Raw genomic sequence first — 14,926 nt, 5'->3', positions numbered from 1 at the left:
CAAGCGGCCGTCTACGCTCACTCTCGTACTTAGTTCAAGTGCCTGGAAGGGGAGCCATGTCGCAGGAGAAGCTGTCGGAGTTCGTCACGGCGCAGGCCACGGAGCTGGGAGTGCCCGGTGTCGCCGTCGGGGTGCTCCTGGACGGCCAGGAGATCTACGCCTCGCACGGTGTGACGAGCCTCGGCAATCCGCTGCCGGTCGACGAGAAGACGCTGTTCCCCCTGGCGTCGGTGTCCAAGACCTTCACGGCGACCGCGTTGATGCGCCTGGTGGCCGAGGGGAAGGTGGACCTGGACGCACCGGTGCGGGCTTACGTCCCCGAGCTGGTCCTCGCCGACGAGGAGGCCGCGGCGCGGATCACCGTTCTGAACCTGCTCAACCACACCGCGGGGCTGGACTGGAACTTGATCGACGACGGCGAGGGCGACCGCTCCCTGGCCGGGCTCGTGGCGAAGCTGCCCCAGCTGCCGCTGATCGCGCGGCCCGGGGCCCGCGCCTCCTACAGCCAGGCCGGGTACAACCTGGCCGGGCGGATCATCGAGAAGATCACGGGGCAGTCCTTCGAGCAGGCCATGGCCTCACTCGTCCTGGAGCCGGTGGGCCTTGCGGACACCGTGTACGGCCTGTCCGAGGTGATGGTCCGCAAGTTCGCCGTGGGCTATAACCGCGGCGACGACGGCGAACTGCGAGCCGCCCGGCCCTGGGGAGCGTTCAAGGAGGGGGCGCGCGGCGACAACCCCGGCGGCGGCCTCGCCTCCTCGGTGAGCGATCTGCTGCGCTGGGCACGGTTCCAACTCGGCAACGGCAAGGGCGTGTTGCCCGCATCGGCGCTGCGCCGGATGCGGGAGCGGACGATCGAGCTGCGCGCCAGCACGCTCGGCGACGGCTTCGGCATCTGCTGGTTCCTGCACGACCTGGACGGCCTCCAGGGGATCGGCCACGGCGGCTCGGGCAACGGCCAGTTCGCCGAACTGCTCATCGTGCCCGAGCGCGACTTCGCGGTGGTCTCGCTGGCCAACGCCGGTCCGGACGGCTACCCCTTCAACCAGTCCGTCGTACGGTGGGCGCTCGAGCACTGCCTCGGCATCGTCGAGAAGCCGGCGGAGCCCGTTCCGTACGACCGGAGCCAGGCCCAACAGGTCGTCGGCCGTTACGAGATCGACGCCATGAACCTCCACATCGCCACCGAGGGCAGCCACCTCACCCTGGCGGTCGGGATCAAGCCGGAGATCCGCGAGGCATCGGATACGGACATGCCCCCGGACTACCCGGCCGCGGCCATCGGCTTCCTTCCCGGCGACGGCGACGAGTACATCGTCACCGAAGGCGGCCTCAGAGGGCAGCGCGGCTACTTCTCCCGTGACGTCAACGGCGTGGTCACCGGCGTCGATCTCGCAGGCCGGCTCTTCAGCCGAGTCTCGGACCCATCCTGATCACATCCCGTCCCTCGTCAGCGCGACAGGGGCAGGGCCGTCACGGTGACGCCGGGGAGCGCATGCGGGTCCGTGACCTCCGCGTTGGCGATCGTGACGGTCTCCAGGTCGGGGAGGGCGGCGAGCGGGGACAGGTCGAGGGGGCGGTCGGCGCCATGGAGAAACGCGACGTTCAGATGACGAAGCCTCGGGAACACCATGGCCAGCCAGGTGGCGTCCAGGCTTTCGGCCCGGATACTCAGATCCAGCCAGGTGATGCCGGGTGGGAAGTGGCGGGGGTGGGTGCCCGCCTGGTCGATGAAGATCTTCAGCCGCTCCAGAGCCGTCAGCTCGCCCAGGCCCTTGGGGAAGATGGTCCTGCCCGCCGGGCCCGGTGGTTCGTAGACCAGGGTGTGGAGGGGGAGTCCGGCCAGGCGGGAGAGGTCGCGGGCCGCGAAGCAGCCGGTCAGATAGAGCGTTCCGAGGCCCGACAGGTGGCCGAGCGCGGTGCCGAGGTCGCTGACCACGTCGTTCCTGTTCAGCCGCAGCCGGGTCACCTCCTCCCCCCTGAGGTTGTCCCTGATCTCGTCCGCCGTGAAATCCCCGCGCAGGATCAGCCAAGGACGCGGACCCGTGTCCAGGAGCATGCGCAATTGCTCCATGGACTCGGCCACGAAATACAAGCCGTCCCGGTCCAGGCGGAGGATCACCTCATGGAAGTACCGCTCGGTGTCGAACCGGCCCCAGCTCGACGCCAGTTGCGCGCGCACCCCGACCGCCGGGTGGTCGGCGAACCTCGCCAGATACGGGATCGCCGCGTCCACCGGTATGCGTGAGGCCGTCACCACACAGCACTCCGCCACCTCGTCCGTCAGCCCCTCCGGCCCCGGAAGCAGCTCCAGCACCAGGGGGCCCACCGTGGCCAGCTCCCGGGCTCGCGGGACGGTCAGGGGCGGGACGAACTCCATCGCGTTCCGCGTGACCTCGTCCCGTATCGCCGGATCCAGATCGGGCGCGTGCTCCAGGCAGGCCATGGCCAGCAGAAACAGCCGAAGGGCCGACTCGGCGCTGTTCTCGTGCCGTGCCACCTCCAGCAGCTTGCGCAGCAGCTCCGCCCGCTCGCGCGGCCGCCCGTGCGCGACGGCCATGCGGATGACGTCCTCCCACTGCGCGTCATGCGCGTTGCGGATCAGCAGGCCGACGTCCCACGCCTCGACCGCCGCCTTGGCGCCCAGGTAGTCCTGGAAGGTGCGGTGGACGAAGTCCACCGTGCTCACGGACGGCTCGCGCAAGAGGCCGCTGCGCAGCAGCAGATGGCGCAGGATGGCGGGCGCGTCGCCGAGGGCGCGGGCGGCGGGGACCGAGGGGAGGGCCTCCTCGATGAGGTGTTCCGCGCGGTCGCGGTCCAGCTCGGCCTCGCCGTTGCGGATCAGGTAGTAGGCGAGCCGCTGGAGGAGCTGGATCTGCGGCTCCTCGTCCAGCTGGACGTCGCCCGGCGCGTAGATGTGGCGCTCGGTGTCGCGCCGCGTCAGCAGCATGGACAGCGCCGCGTCGTACAGCGCCTTGCGGCCCGGCGGCAGATAGCCGCGGCGGGCGCGGTGCAGGGCGCAGATCAGGCCGCACATCAGGGGGTTGGTGGCGAGCCGGGTCAGGTCCTGTTTGGTGCGGACGGCGGTGTGCAGGGCCGCTTGATACGCGTTCAGCTCCGCCCGTTCCTCCTCCGTACGGCAGGTCTGGCGCGCCGCCTCGTGCCAGCGGTCGATGAACGCCGCCATGTCCTCGCGGCTCATCGGGGACAGCGTGAACTCGGCGAAGTCCTGCGCCCCCAGCCAGTCGTCCTCGACCGCCGAGGGGCGGGAGGTGACCAGCCACAGATTGTCCGGGTAGGCGATGAGGAGGTCGGCGAGCCAGGCGCGGGTGCGCTCGCGGTCGCGCTCGGGGATCTCGTCGATGCCGTCGACCAGCAGCAGCCCGCGCCCGGCGGTCAGGACGCGGTCGGCCCACCCCGGCGGCTGGGCGCCGTCCAGGGGGTTGTGGACGGAGGCCAGGAAGGAGGCCGGAGAGGGCAGCGACTCCTGGCGGGCGATCGTGCGCAGGGGGAGGACGAAGGGGACGCGGCCGATCAGCTGCTCAAGGCCGCGCAGCGATTCCTGCCGCGCGGTGCACACGGCGAGCCACTGCACCAGCGTGGTCTTGCCGGAGCCCGCGATTCCGCGCAGCAGCACCCGCTGATGGCCGGAGAGCGCCCGGTCGGCGGGGAGGGCGGAGGGAAGGGCGGCGTGCTGCGGGACGGTGGAGGTCTCGTCGGTGAAGGAGCCGAGCGGGCGCTCCTCGCCGGAGGACACCGCCTCCAGGCTGAGATACGCCGCGTCCAGCGGCCACGTGGCCTCCGCGTGGCTGAGGTCGATCCCCACGATCGTCAGCGTGGAGTGCTTGCCGATCATGTACTCCGCGTACCGCCGCTCGAACCCCGCGTCCTGCGCGGATTGCGACGGGATGCGCTCGATCAGGATGTCGATCTTGGTGATGAGATCGCTGAGCTGCCCGCTCTGCTCGACGAGGGAGCGGGCGACGAAGGTCGAGCGCTGGGTGAAGAAGTGCAGGATGTGCAGGCAGGCCGTGTCCAGCAGCCGCTCGTGGAGCGCCTCGCCGCCCTGGCTGAGGCGCAGGGTGTCCCGGCCCCGGGTACGGGTGGCGTGGGCCAGCTCATGGGCCAGTCCGCGGTGGCCGAGCTGCACCGCCTGGATGTCGTTCATATCGAGGTCGCCGAGCGCGTACAGCGTGGTGGCCAGCTTCTCGGCGACGAGCTCGTCCTCGTCGGCGGGGCAGGGCCGCTCGCCGGGTCCGGCGTGCCGGGTGGCCTGCGCGACCAGTTCGGCGGCGAGCTTGGTGAGGTCCTTCTCGGTCAGGGTGCGCTTCTCGCCCCGGAACGAGATGAGGGAGGAGATGCGGACCGGCTGGTTCACCAGCCCGGCGCCCGGCCCCTCCTTGACGAACAGCTTCTTGATGAGCGGTGTGACGACGCTCGACGCGAGGCGAGCGCCGATGGTTGCGGGATCCACGTCCCATTCCCCCCGGTAGTTGTGTCCCCCCGGCCGCGGAGGGCCGTCGACAGCGTACAGCGGGGTAAGGCCCTTGGTCCCGAACCGGACATCCGAAAGTCCCTGCGAAGGTGACATCCCACACAGGTGGCCCCGGGTCTACTACGGAAAATAGGGGATCTCGCAGGTCAGAGGTGTGATGGGAGTTTCTGGGAATTCCGCGCGGGATACGGCTCCTCATAAGTAATTCGCTACGTACCCACTTAGTAGAAGAACACCTTGGCCTATTAACGAGAACGGGATAACAAGAGGCGTTCCGAAGACGCTTCTGGAGGTACTTCCCATGGCCCCGCGCGCCACAAACCGCCGATTCTCGCTTACGTCCGTGTCCAGGGGGCGCGCCGCCGTGGTCGCCATGGGTCTGGGGGCCTCGCTCGCGCTCGGCGCCGGCACGGCGTTCGCCGTGGGGGCCGGTACGGCCGCCTCCGCCCCGTCCGTCAGCCAGGCCGCCGCGAAGGCGCCCGCTCCGAAGGCCCCCGCGAAGGCGGCGAACGCCTGGGAGACCCCGGTCGACAAGTACGCGATAGGCGCCGCCTTCGGCCTCGCGGGCAACCTCTGGTCGCACAATCACAGCGGTCAGGACTTCGTCGTGCCGACCGGCACCCCGGTGCGCGCGGCGCACGGCGGTGTGGTCGTCAAGGCGGGCCCGAACGGCGGCGGTGACGGCCCCGCGTACGGCAACGCGATCGTGATCAAGCACGACAACGCGACGTACTCGCAGTACGCCCACCTGTCCCGGATCGACGTGCGGATCGGGCAGTCCGTGAGCACCGGCCAGCAGATCGGCCTGTCCGGCAGCACCGGCAACTCGACCGGCCCCCACCTGCACTTCGAGATCCGTACGACGCCGAACTACGGCTCCGCCGTCGAGCCGCTCAAGTTCCTCCGCGACCACGGCGTCAAGGTCTGACGCTCAGACCTTGACGCGTCATGCGTCATGCGTCATCCGCGGGCCGATGGCTCATGCGCCTGCTTCATCAGATCGAGGGCGACTTCCAGGACAGCCTTCCGCTTGTCCTCGGGGTCGCCCTCGACCGTTTGCAGCGCGAACATCCGCGCATGCATGCTGAACAGCGCGGTGATGCTCCTGACCTGGTCGACCAGGGGCGCCTCGGGGTCCCGGACCAGGGCGGACATCGCGAGCATCCGGTTCTTGAAGATCTGGCCGATGCTCAGCTCGCGCACCGTCGCCTGGTTCTCCTGCATGAAGCGCATCAGCGGCTCGCCGATGTCCATGGCCGCGCTGTAGCGGCGCAGCAGCTCCTGCTTGGTCTCCAGGGTGCGCGGCTGCTGCTCGCCCCAGGCGATCAGCTCGTCCATCGGCCGTCCCAGGTCCTGGAACAGGCTGTGGACGATGTCCTCCTTGGTCTTGAAGTGGTAGTAGAGGGCCGCCTTGGTGACCTCGAGCCGCTCGGCGATCTCGCGCAGTGAGGTCTTCTCGTAGCCGTGCTCGGCGAAGAGTTCCAGGGCGACGTCCTGGATGCGCTGACGGGTGTCGCCCCGCCGCGGTGTGCTGCCCATGGTGCTCTCCTGATGCTGGTCTGGCTGCCGTCGGCAGGCCGAACGTAACTTACTTGACGCCCGGCTAGTTGGCGCCTTACCTTCTCTACTGTACTGAACTAGCCGGGCGGCAAGTAAGTGGGCGTCAGGGCTCTCATCATCCTGGGGGAGACGGAGAACATGGTCCGTAAACAATCAGACGACGAAGCGTCATCCGCTTCGGCACCGGCTCAGGCCGCCCGGGAGGCCCAGCAGCCCCCGGCCAAGGCCGAGCCCAAGCAGCGCAGCACCAGTGTGGTGATATTCGCGCTGATGATCGCGATGCTCCTCGCGATGCTCGACAACATGATCGTGGGCACCGCGATGCCGACCATCGTCGGCGAGCTCGGTGGCCTCGACCACCTCTCCTGGGTGGTGACCGCGTACACCCTGGCCACCGCCGCCTCGACCCCCATCTGGGGCAAGCTCGGCGACATGTACGGCCGTAAGGGCGTCTTCCTCACCTCCATCGCGATCTTCCTCGGCGGCTCGGCGCTGTCCGGTATGGCGCAGAGCATGGGTGAGCTGATCGGCTTCCGGGCCATCCAGGGCCTGGGCGCCGGCGGTCTGATGGTCGGCGTGATGGCGATCATCGGTGACCTGGTGCCGCCCCGGGAGCGCGGCCGCTACCAGGGCATCATGGCCGGTGTGATGGCCGTGGCCATGATCGGTGGCCCGCTGGTCGGCGGCACCCTGACCGACCACCTCGGCTGGCGCTGGATCTTCTACATCAACCTCCCGCTCGGTGCCATCGCCCTCGCGGCGATCACCGCGGTGCTCCACCTGCCGAAGAAGCGCTCCCAGGGACGGATCGACTACACCGGCGCGGCCCTGCTGACCGTGGGCATCACCGCGCTCGTGCTGATCACCACCTGGGGCGGCAACGAGTACGCCTGGGGGTCGGGCCAGATCATCGGGCTCGGGGCGGTCGGTGTCCTCTCGCTCATCGCGTTCCTCTACGTCGAGACGCGGGTCGCCGAGCCCGTACTGCCGCTGCACATCTTCCGGAACCCGAACTTCTCGCTGGTCACCGCGATCGGCTTCCTCACCGGTTTCGTGATGTTCGGCTCGACCACCTTCCTGCCGCTCTACCAGCAGACCGTCCAGGGCGCCACGGCCACCAACTCCGGGCTGCTGCTGCTCCCGATGCTGCTGGGCATGCTGGTGGTCTCGCTGGTCGCGGGCCGGGTCACCACCTCGACCGGCAAGTACAAGATCTTCCCCGTAGTCGGCGGTCTCCTGATCACCGGCGGGATGTTCCTGCTGTCCACGATGGACACCGAGACCACCCGCTTCACCTCCGGGCTCTTCATGGCGGTGCTCGGCATGGGCATGGGCTGCCTGATGCAGACGACCATGCTGGTGGCGCAGAACAGCGTCGAGATGAAGGACATGGGCGTCGGCAGCTCCTCCGCCACCCTCTTCCGCACCCTGGGCGGCTCCTTCGGCGTCGCCATCCTCGGTGCCCTGTTCACCAACCAGGTGCGGGACACCATGACCGAGCGGGGCGGCGGCAAGGCCGCGGCCATCACCTCCGGGAGTGCCCAGCTCGACCCGGCCAGCCTCAAGCTGCTGCCGCCGCCCATCCGGGACGCGTACACCCACGCGGTGGCCAGCGGTGCCCACCAGGTGTTCCTGTGGGGCGCGCTGATCAGCATCGTCGGTGCCGTCGCCGCCTGGTTCGTCAAGGAGGTCCCGCTGCGCGGGGCCGCCGCCAAGCCGGCCGAGAGCGACGAGGCCGCGGCCGGGGCGGCGCCGATCGCCGAGACCGTCTGACCAACGGTCCGGATGAGCGGGGCCGCCATCGGGAGCCGCTGTCAGTGGGGCATGACAGCATCGGGCCCATGGTGACCTCGCCGGACGAGGCGCGGCTGGCGCAACTGCGCCGGCTGCGCCTCGCGAAGGACGTGATGGACCGCGACTGGGCCGAGCCGCTCGACCTGGACGCGGTCGCCGCGCACGCCTGCTATTCGCGGTACCACTTCATCCGCGCCTTCAAGAGCGCGTACGGATCCACCCCCGGCCAGTACCTTACCCGGCGCCGCATCGAGCGGGCCGAGGAGCTGCTGCGCTCGGCCAATCTCTCGGTCACCGAGATCTGCTCGCTCGTCGGCTTCAGCAGCCTCGGCACCTTCTCCACGAGCTTCAAGCGGCAGACCGGGCTCACCCCCAGCGCCTACCGGGGCCTGTACGTCGGCCGGGCCGCGGCGGTCATCCCGGGGTGTTACGCGATGCTGTGGTACGGCGGGCGCGACGCCCGCGCCCCCGGCTCCAAGGACCGCAATTCTCAAGAAGCGGAATGAATCCGCCGCTGCCTACCGTGGCCACGTCGCGACGACGCGCGCGGCCCACGCCCACCCCGATACCTCCGGAGGCAGCAATGATCAAGGGGATGTCCATCGTCACCGTCTGGGTCCTCGACCAGGACCGGGCCAAGGAGTTCTACACCGAGAAGCTGGGCTTCGAGGTCCGCACCGACATGACCATCGGCGGCGACGGCGAGGGCGGCGGCGGTATGCGCTGGCTGACGGTCGGCGCCAAGGACCAGCCGGATGTGCAGCTGACCCTGATGGTGCCCAGCTCGCCGGGGCTCGACCCGGAGTCCGCCGAGGCCCTTCGGACGCTGGTCGCCAAGGGGGTGCTCGGCGCCGGGGTGTTCACCACGGATGACATTCACGGGGACTACGAGGCGCTCAAGGCGAGGGGCGTGGAGTTCGTCCAGGAGCCCCAGGAGCGTCCGTACGGCACCGAGGCGCTCTTCCGCGACGACTCCGGCAACTGGTTCTCGTTCACCCAGCCCCGCGAGGAGTTGGACTTCAGCAAGCCCTGGGACGGCTGCGTCTCGGACTGAGCGCTGGGTTTCGGGGGGCTGAGCGTCGGGCATCGCGAGCCGAGTGCTCAGTCCGGCACCTCGATGATCGGGAAGCTGCCGGTGTTGGTGGGCGCGGACTCCGGCAGCCAGAGCACGGCGACCGCGCCCTGGCACTCCCCGTCCGCCTCGTCCCCGCTGTCCAGCAGCGGATCGGCGTTGCGGAACGTCAGCCGGGCGCCCAGCACCCGCGCCTGGCCCGCGGCTATGGTCAGCCCCAGCCCGTGCCCGGTCCCCGCGCGGTCCTTGCTGCCGGTGCGGAACCGGCTCGGCCCGTCCTTCAGCAGCTCCTCCGGGAAGCCGGGGCCGTGGTCGCGGACGCGCAGTATCCGCCCTTCGACGGTGACCTCGAAGGGCGGTTTGCCGTGCCGGGCGGCGTTGGCCAGCAGATTGCCCATGATCCGCTCCAGCCGCCGGGGGTCGGTCGAGACATGGGCGTCACGCACCACGTTGACCGCCGCGTCGGGGGCCACCGCCCGGACCCGGCGGGTGATGAACTCGGCCACGGCTATCTCCTGGAGCTCCGCACGCTCCGCGAAGCCGTCCAGCCGTGCCACCTCCAGGACGTCCTCGACCAGGGTGCGCATCGCCTGCGCCCGGTCCCGTACCAGCTCGGTGGGGCGGCCGGGCGGCAGCAGTTCGGCGGCCGTGAGCAGCCCGGTGACCGGGGTGCGCAGCTCGTGGGCGATATCGGCGGTGACCCGGCGCTCGGCCTCCAGCCGCTGCTGGAGCGCCTCGGCCATGCCGTCCACCGCACGCGCCAGATCGTCGGTCTCATCGCGCACCCGGCCGCCTATCGACTCGCGCACCCGCACCTCGGAGTCGCCCTCGGCCAGCTTGCGGGCGGCGGTGGCCGCCTTGCGCAGCCGCCGGGAGAGCTGATCGCCGATGAGCACACCGAGCGCGATACCGCCCAGCACCACCGCGACCGAGCCGATGAGCAGCACCCGGTCCAGGTCGTTGAGGACGGCGAACCGGTCCTGGAACTTGGTGTGGACGGACAGCACCTTGCCGTTCCGCAGCGGCACCGAGGCCCACACCTCGGGGGTGCCGGTGCCGGAGTCCTCCAGATAGGTGGCGCGCTGACCGCGCCACGCCTCCTTCTTCAGCTGATCGGGCAGCTGGGGGTCGTCCAGCTTGGCGCCGAACCCCAGCACCCGGGACTGCTCGTACCACCGCTGGGCGACCTTCACCCGCTCGTCCATCACGGTGCGGCTGTTGTCGAGCATCGAGACGCGGGCCGCGTTGTGGACGACGAGGCTCAGCACCACCGCGACCAGCGTGCTCACGGCGGCGATGGCGAGGCTGACCTTCCACCGCAGGCCGGTGCGCAGTGCGAGCCGCCGCAACGCCGCTCAGCCCTTGAGCTTGTAGCCGAAGCCGCGGACCGTCTCGATGCGGTCCTGGCCTATCTTGCCGCGCAGCCGCTGCACATGGACGTCCACGACCCGGGTGTCCCCGCCCCAGCCGTACTCCCAGACCCGCTCCAGCAGCCGGTCGCGGGAGAGCACGGTGCCGGGCGCGGCCGAGAACTCCAGCAGCAGCCGCATCTCGGTCGGGGTGAGCGCCACCTGGAGGCCGCCCTTGCGGACCTCCATGCCCTCGGGGTCGACCTCCAGATCGCCGAAGCGCAGCACCCCGCCGTCGGGCTCCTCGGGTGCGGGCTCCGCGCCCCGCCCGCCGGGGCCGCTGGCATGGCCGAAGCGGCGCAGCACGGCCCGGATGCGGGCCACCAGCACCGCGCCGTCGAAGGGCTTGGTCACATAGTCGTCGGCGCCGGCCTCGAGGCCGAGCACCACATCGATGGAGTCGGCGCGCGCGGAGAGCATGATCACGGGAACGGTGGACTCGTCGCGGATCCGGCGGCACAGGCTGACCCCGTCCAGGCCCGGAACCATCACATCGAGCAGCGCGATATCGGGGCGGTCGGCCCGGAAGCGCTCCAGGCCGGTCAGCCCGTCGGGCGCGGCCGTCACGAGAAAGCCGTCGCGTTCCAGGGCGAGCTGCGTGGCTTCACGGATGACATCGTCGTCCTCGACGAAGAGCACATGGGTCTCGGCCACAGCCTCGCTTCAGCCTTCCGTTCCGTCGTCGGCGCGCGCGGTCGGCACCGGGGTCGCCTCTTCCTTGGGCACATTCTTGCTGTAGTCGGTGCGCTCGCGGGACCGCACCGTGAACGAGCGGTCCGCCCCGGACCAGCCGTAGGTGATCACGGTCTCGCTCGAAGGGCAACAGACCGAGTCCCCCGAGGTGTAGGAGAGCTTCGTCACCCGCAGCTCGTCCTTGGCGACGTCGGCGTAGACGGGCGGCTGTTCGTCGCTGAAGACGTTCTCGTACCGGTCGCCCACCTTGCGGTACACATACGAGCCGATGCCGAAGCCGTCGGTGCAGCTCATGACGTTGATGACCAGGTCGGAATCGGGGGAGCCGGTCAGCCGGCCGGACGTCACGTCCACCGGATAGCCCTTGATCTCCTGCTTGGCCTCGCGATCCTTGGCCGTGGGGCAGGGCTTGAGGCTCGTCTTCAGATCGTCGCTGACCCGCGGATCCGCCTTGACCAGCTTGATCACGTCGACCTTCTTCCCGGCAGCCGGTGACGGCCGGCTCGATCCACGGCCACCCGCGTACGCGCCGGAGTCCGCGGCGGCCGAGGCCCACTCGGTGCTCGCCGGTCCCTCCTTGCGCACCCCCTGGCTCGCGTCACCGCTTCCGGCCAGCATCCAGCCGCCGACGGCCGCGAGGCCCACGACCGCGCCGCCGGTGAGCATGACTGTCCTGCTGGGAGAGGCCCTGGTCAGGCCGCGCACCGTTCCTGCCCCCGCTCCTGGCGGGCGCGCCGGACCCGACCCGTGTGCTGCCGGACGTTGGTGGCCGGCTTCGTGTCCCCGGCCTGACGGCCGAGCGCGCGGGCGTCCAGATCGCGGCTCTCCAGCTCCTGCCGCAGCCGGGCCAGCGCCCGGTGCAGCGTGCTCTTGACCGTTCCGGTCGACATTCCGAGCGCCTCCGCGGTCTCTTCGGTCGTCATCTGCTCCCAGTGTCGCAGCACCACGACACTGCGCTGCTTGGGAGCGAGCACCGAAAGGATGTCCATCAGCAGGGCGCGGTCGGCGTGCTGCTCGGTGCCGTCGTCGACGCTCGCCTCCGGAAGCTGCTCGGTGGGCACCTCGTCCAGCTTGCGGGCGCGCCACCACTCGGTACGGGTGTTGATCATCACGCGGCGGAGATAGGCGTCCGCGAGCGACTTGTCGGCTATGCCGTCCCAGCGGCCGTAGGTGCGCACCAAGGCGGTCTGGAGCAGATCCTGTGCCTCGATCGGGTCGGGGATCAGCCGACGGGCGCTGCGCAGCAGCGCGTCCTGCCGATTCCGCACGTACTCCTCAAAGTCCAGAACATTGCTGCTGCTCATGATGTGCAGCCTCCATCCCGCTGTTTCCCCGCCGTTGATGTGTCCGGCTTCTCGCTCGGCACGGGAAGGACGCTACGGAGGCGCTGTTGCGGCGCCATGCGCAACTACGCCTCGGCAAACGCACAGCTACCCATAGGTTGTGTAACAACGGAACCCGGCCCGACCGAGTGTCAGAACCGGGTCCTGGGCGTGTCACAGGCTTGTCACAGACAGGGCCGTGACGAGGGAATTCCTCAGGTCAGCGGCAGCCGGTAGAGACCGCCCGAGAGCGGCTCCACCAGTCCGTCGGAGACGAGCCCGTCGAGCGCGCGGGCGCGCTGCACCGGCTCGTCCCACACCTGGTCCAGGGTCGTCTGCGGCACCGGTGCCACCGCCTCCCGCAACACCGCGAGCAGCTTGCCCCGCACCTGGCGGTCCGTACCGGCGTAGGTCTGGCCGCGCCGCGGCGGTCCCTCGTGCTCCGGCGAACCGGCCTGCCGCCAGGCGCACAGCGCGGCGATCGGGCAGCGTGCGCAGTCGGGGGTGCGGGCCGTGCAGACCAGCGCGCCCAGCTCCATCGTGGCGGCCGCCCAGCGCGCCGCGGTCGGCTCCTCTTCGGGCAGCAGGGCGCGGGCCAGCTTGCGCTCGGCGGCGGTGGTGGCGTTCGGCGGGTACTGCGCACCGCTGACCGCGCGTGCGAACACCCGCCGGACATTGGTGTCCAGGACCGGATGGCGCTGGCCGTACGCGAACGAGGCCACGGCCGCCGCCGTGTACTCACCCACCCCCGGCAGCGCCAGTAGCTGGGCGTGGTCGCGCGGTACGTCACCGCCGTGCCGCTCCCTTATGGCGGCCGCGGCGCCGTGCAGCCGCAGCGCCCGGCGCGGATAGCCCAGCCGGCCCCAGGCGCGGACCGCCTCCCCGGGCGGTTCCGCGGCCAGGTCGGCCGGGCGCGGCCAGCGGGCGAGCCACTGCTCGTACACCGGCAGCACCCGGTTCACCGGGGTCTGCTGGAGCATGAACTCGCTCACCATCACACCCCAGGCGCCCGCCTCGGGGCGGCGCCAGGGGAGGTCGCGCGCGTGCGCGTCGAACCAGTCGATGACGGGCCGGTGCAGAGCGGCTCCGTCGGGGTCGGAGGATGCGGCGGCCGGGACGGCGGAAGCGGAAATGGCAGTCATCGCTCTCGATCCTGACATGACGGGACGGCTCGCGGGGCCCAGGGCGCGGGCGTTCGGGTTTCAGCCGCGCCAGTCGTTGCCAAATCGTGCGATACGGCGCCCGTACGGGAACGGATGGCCGCTTGCCGCGCCCGGGTGCGGTCTTCCGGTGCCCCTGGGGTGACCTCGGGGCGCCTTGTGGACGTCTGTGGGACCCCTCATGTGCCGGTTCCGGTCGGATCATGAGAAAAGTAGGGCCCGGAGCGGGGGTTATTGGCCGGTAGTGCTCCCGATCTCTCGTAGAGTTTCCGCGTGGGATCTCTGCGCAATCCGATCGGGCCGCTTCCCTCCTCCATTTACTGGCGGCGGAGGGCCGTTGCGCTGGCCCTGCTCATCGCCATCATTCTCGTGGTCATCTGGGCCTTCGGCTGGGGTGGTTCGGGCGGCGGCGGAAGTGACGAGGGCAAGGGGGGCGGCGGGGGACCCGCCGGCACGATCACCCCGGGCCCCTCCTCCTCCGGGCCGGTCAACAGCGAACGGCCGGGCGGGCGCGATGAGTCGGACAGCGGCGGCTCGGGCTCCGGCGACTCCGGCGGCGGCGCGGGCAGCGGCGGCGGCTCGGACGACGGCGGCGCGGGCGGCTCATCGGGTGGCGGCGCGGGCGGTGGCAGCGGATCCGGCGGCGGGGGCGGCGCGGGTGGCTCATCGGGTGGCGGGGCGGGCGGTGGCATCGGCACCGGGACCGGGCAGGGCCTGCCCGCCGGGTCGAGCCTGCGGGACTGCCGCCCCGGCGACGCGGAGCTGACGGTGCGCAGCGTCAAGGACTCCAAGGTCAAGAACACCTGGGCGCCGGGGGAGAAGCCCAGCTTCGAGATCGTCGTGAAGAACACCAAGTCGAGCTCCTGCAAGGTCGACTTCGGGCGCGCCGCGGCCTCGCTGACCATCACCGACGCCCACAACGCCCATGTCTGGGCCTCCGACGACTGCCCCGAGGGCAGCGCCACCGCGCTGGTCGAGGTGCCGGGCTCCGGCCAGACCAAGCGCACCGTGGAGTGGGACCGCAAGCGCAGCGCCGAGCACTGCGCCACGCCGTCGGGCAGCGCGTCGGCGAAGCCGGGTACGTATCTGGTCGAGGCGAAGGTGGACGGGCTCGGGACGGCCAAGGTGTCGTTCGTCCTCGAGAAGGACTGACCAGGGGCTTCCGGGGGGCGGCGGGTTGTGGCGCCCGCGGCGGGCTCTTCCCCTCCCCGCCCCTTCCCACAACTGGGACTCCGCCCCAGCCCCCGGACCGGGGCTCCGCCCCGGGCCCCGGAGGGGGGTCCTGCCCCCGGGCCTCGGACGGGGGCTCCGCCCCAGACCCCGGACCGGGGTTCCACCCCGGGCCGCGGACGGGGGTTCCTGCCCCCGGGCTGCGGACGGGGGTTCCGCCCCGGGCCCCGGACGGGGGTCCTGCCTCCGGG

At 70.7% G+C, this 14,926-nt stretch carries 13 protein-coding genes; 6 read left to right on the top strand and 7 right to left on the bottom strand.

The window, feature by feature from the left end; genetic code table 11:
* Positions 1-56 precede the first annotated feature (56 nt).
* Entirely contained in the window at positions 57-1,433 is a 1,377-nt protein-coding gene (locus ACT2CW_RS45880; protein ID WP_445520876.1) for a serine hydrolase domain-containing protein, read from the top strand.
* Positions 1,434-1,450: 17 nt separating this feature from the next.
* On the opposite strand, the gene ACT2CW_RS45875 is transcribed toward ACT2CW_RS45880, so the two are convergent.
* A complete protein-coding gene (locus ACT2CW_RS45875; RefSeq protein ID WP_445520875.1) occupies positions 1,451-4,474 on the bottom strand; it encodes an NACHT domain-containing protein in 3,024 nt (1,007 codons plus the stop codon).
* A gap of 322 nt (positions 4,475-4,796) precedes the next feature.
* Here ACT2CW_RS45875 and ACT2CW_RS45870 point away from each other — a divergent pair, with 322 nt between their 5' ends.
* Positions 4,797-5,423 (top strand): M23 family metallopeptidase, encoded by a 627-nt coding sequence (locus ACT2CW_RS45870; RefSeq protein ID WP_445520874.1) that lies wholly within the window; start codon positions 4,797-4,799, stop codon positions 5,421-5,423.
* A gap of 32 nt (positions 5,424-5,455) precedes the next feature.
* On the opposite strand, the gene ACT2CW_RS45865 is transcribed toward ACT2CW_RS45870, so the two are convergent.
* Positions 5,456-6,034 (bottom strand): TetR/AcrR family transcriptional regulator, encoded by a 579-nt coding sequence (locus tag ACT2CW_RS45865; protein WP_445520873.1) that lies wholly within the window; start codon positions 6,032-6,034, stop codon positions 5,456-5,458.
* A gap of 159 nt (positions 6,035-6,193) precedes the next feature.
* Between ACT2CW_RS45865 and ACT2CW_RS45860 the strand changes: the two genes are divergently transcribed.
* The 3 genes from ACT2CW_RS45860 to ACT2CW_RS45850 all read left to right on the top strand — a co-directional run bounded on the left by ACT2CW_RS45860 (position 6,194) and on the right by ACT2CW_RS45850 (position 8,903).
* Entirely contained in the window at positions 6,194-7,828 is a 1,635-nt protein-coding gene (locus ACT2CW_RS45860; RefSeq protein WP_445520872.1) for an MDR family MFS transporter, read from the top strand.
* Between the two features lie 68 nt (positions 7,829-7,896).
* Positions 7,897-8,355, top strand: coding sequence for a helix-turn-helix transcriptional regulator (locus ACT2CW_RS45855; protein WP_445520871.1), 459 nt, complete (start codon positions 7,897-7,899; stop codon positions 8,353-8,355).
* A 77-nt stretch (positions 8,356-8,432) separates the two neighbouring features.
* Positions 8,433-8,903, top strand: a complete 471-nt coding sequence (locus ACT2CW_RS45850) for a VOC family protein (protein ID WP_445520870.1) — start codon at positions 8,433-8,435, stop codon at positions 8,901-8,903.
* 47 nt (positions 8,904-8,950) lie between these two features.
* On the opposite strand, the gene cseC is transcribed toward ACT2CW_RS45850, so the two are convergent.
* The 5 genes from cseC to ACT2CW_RS45825 form a co-directional block, all read right to left on the bottom strand.
* A complete protein-coding gene (cseC, locus tag ACT2CW_RS45845; protein WP_445520869.1) occupies positions 8,951-10,270 on the bottom strand; it encodes a two-component system sensor histidine kinase CseC in 1,320 nt (439 codons plus the stop codon).
* A gap of 6 nt (positions 10,271-10,276) precedes the next feature.
* On the bottom strand, positions 10,277-10,984 hold the full coding sequence (cseB, locus tag ACT2CW_RS45840; protein WP_210945866.1) for a two-component system response regulator CseB: 708 nt from the start codon (positions 10,982-10,984) through the stop codon (positions 10,277-10,279).
* A 9-nt stretch (positions 10,985-10,993) separates the two neighbouring features.
* The gene (locus ACT2CW_RS45835) at positions 10,994-11,689 is read right to left on the bottom strand and encodes a hypothetical protein (RefSeq protein ID WP_445520868.1); all 696 of its coding nucleotides are present in this window, start codon (positions 11,687-11,689) and stop codon (positions 10,994-10,996) included.
* 26 nt (positions 11,690-11,715) lie between these two features.
* On the bottom strand, positions 11,716-12,327 hold the full coding sequence (locus ACT2CW_RS45830; protein WP_445520867.1) for a SigE family RNA polymerase sigma factor: 612 nt from the start codon (positions 12,325-12,327) through the stop codon (positions 11,716-11,718).
* A gap of 233 nt (positions 12,328-12,560) precedes the next feature.
* The gene (locus ACT2CW_RS45825) at positions 12,561-13,487 is read right to left on the bottom strand and encodes an A/G-specific adenine glycosylase (RefSeq protein ID WP_233361599.1); all 927 of its coding nucleotides are present in this window, start codon (positions 13,485-13,487) and stop codon (positions 12,561-12,563) included.
* Positions 13,488-13,778: 291 nt separating this feature from the next.
* Here ACT2CW_RS45825 and ACT2CW_RS45820 point away from each other — a divergent pair, with 291 nt between their 5' ends.
* Positions 13,779-14,657 (top strand): hypothetical protein, encoded by an 879-nt coding sequence (locus ACT2CW_RS45820; RefSeq protein ID WP_445520866.1) that lies wholly within the window; start codon positions 13,779-13,781, stop codon positions 14,655-14,657.
* Positions 14,658-14,926 lie beyond the last annotated feature (269 nt).

The organism is Streptomyces sp. NEAU-174 (assembly GCF_052665095.1).
The sequence above is the reverse complement of the archived record's forward strand: the minus strand, read 5'-3'. Positions and strand labels throughout refer to the sequence as shown.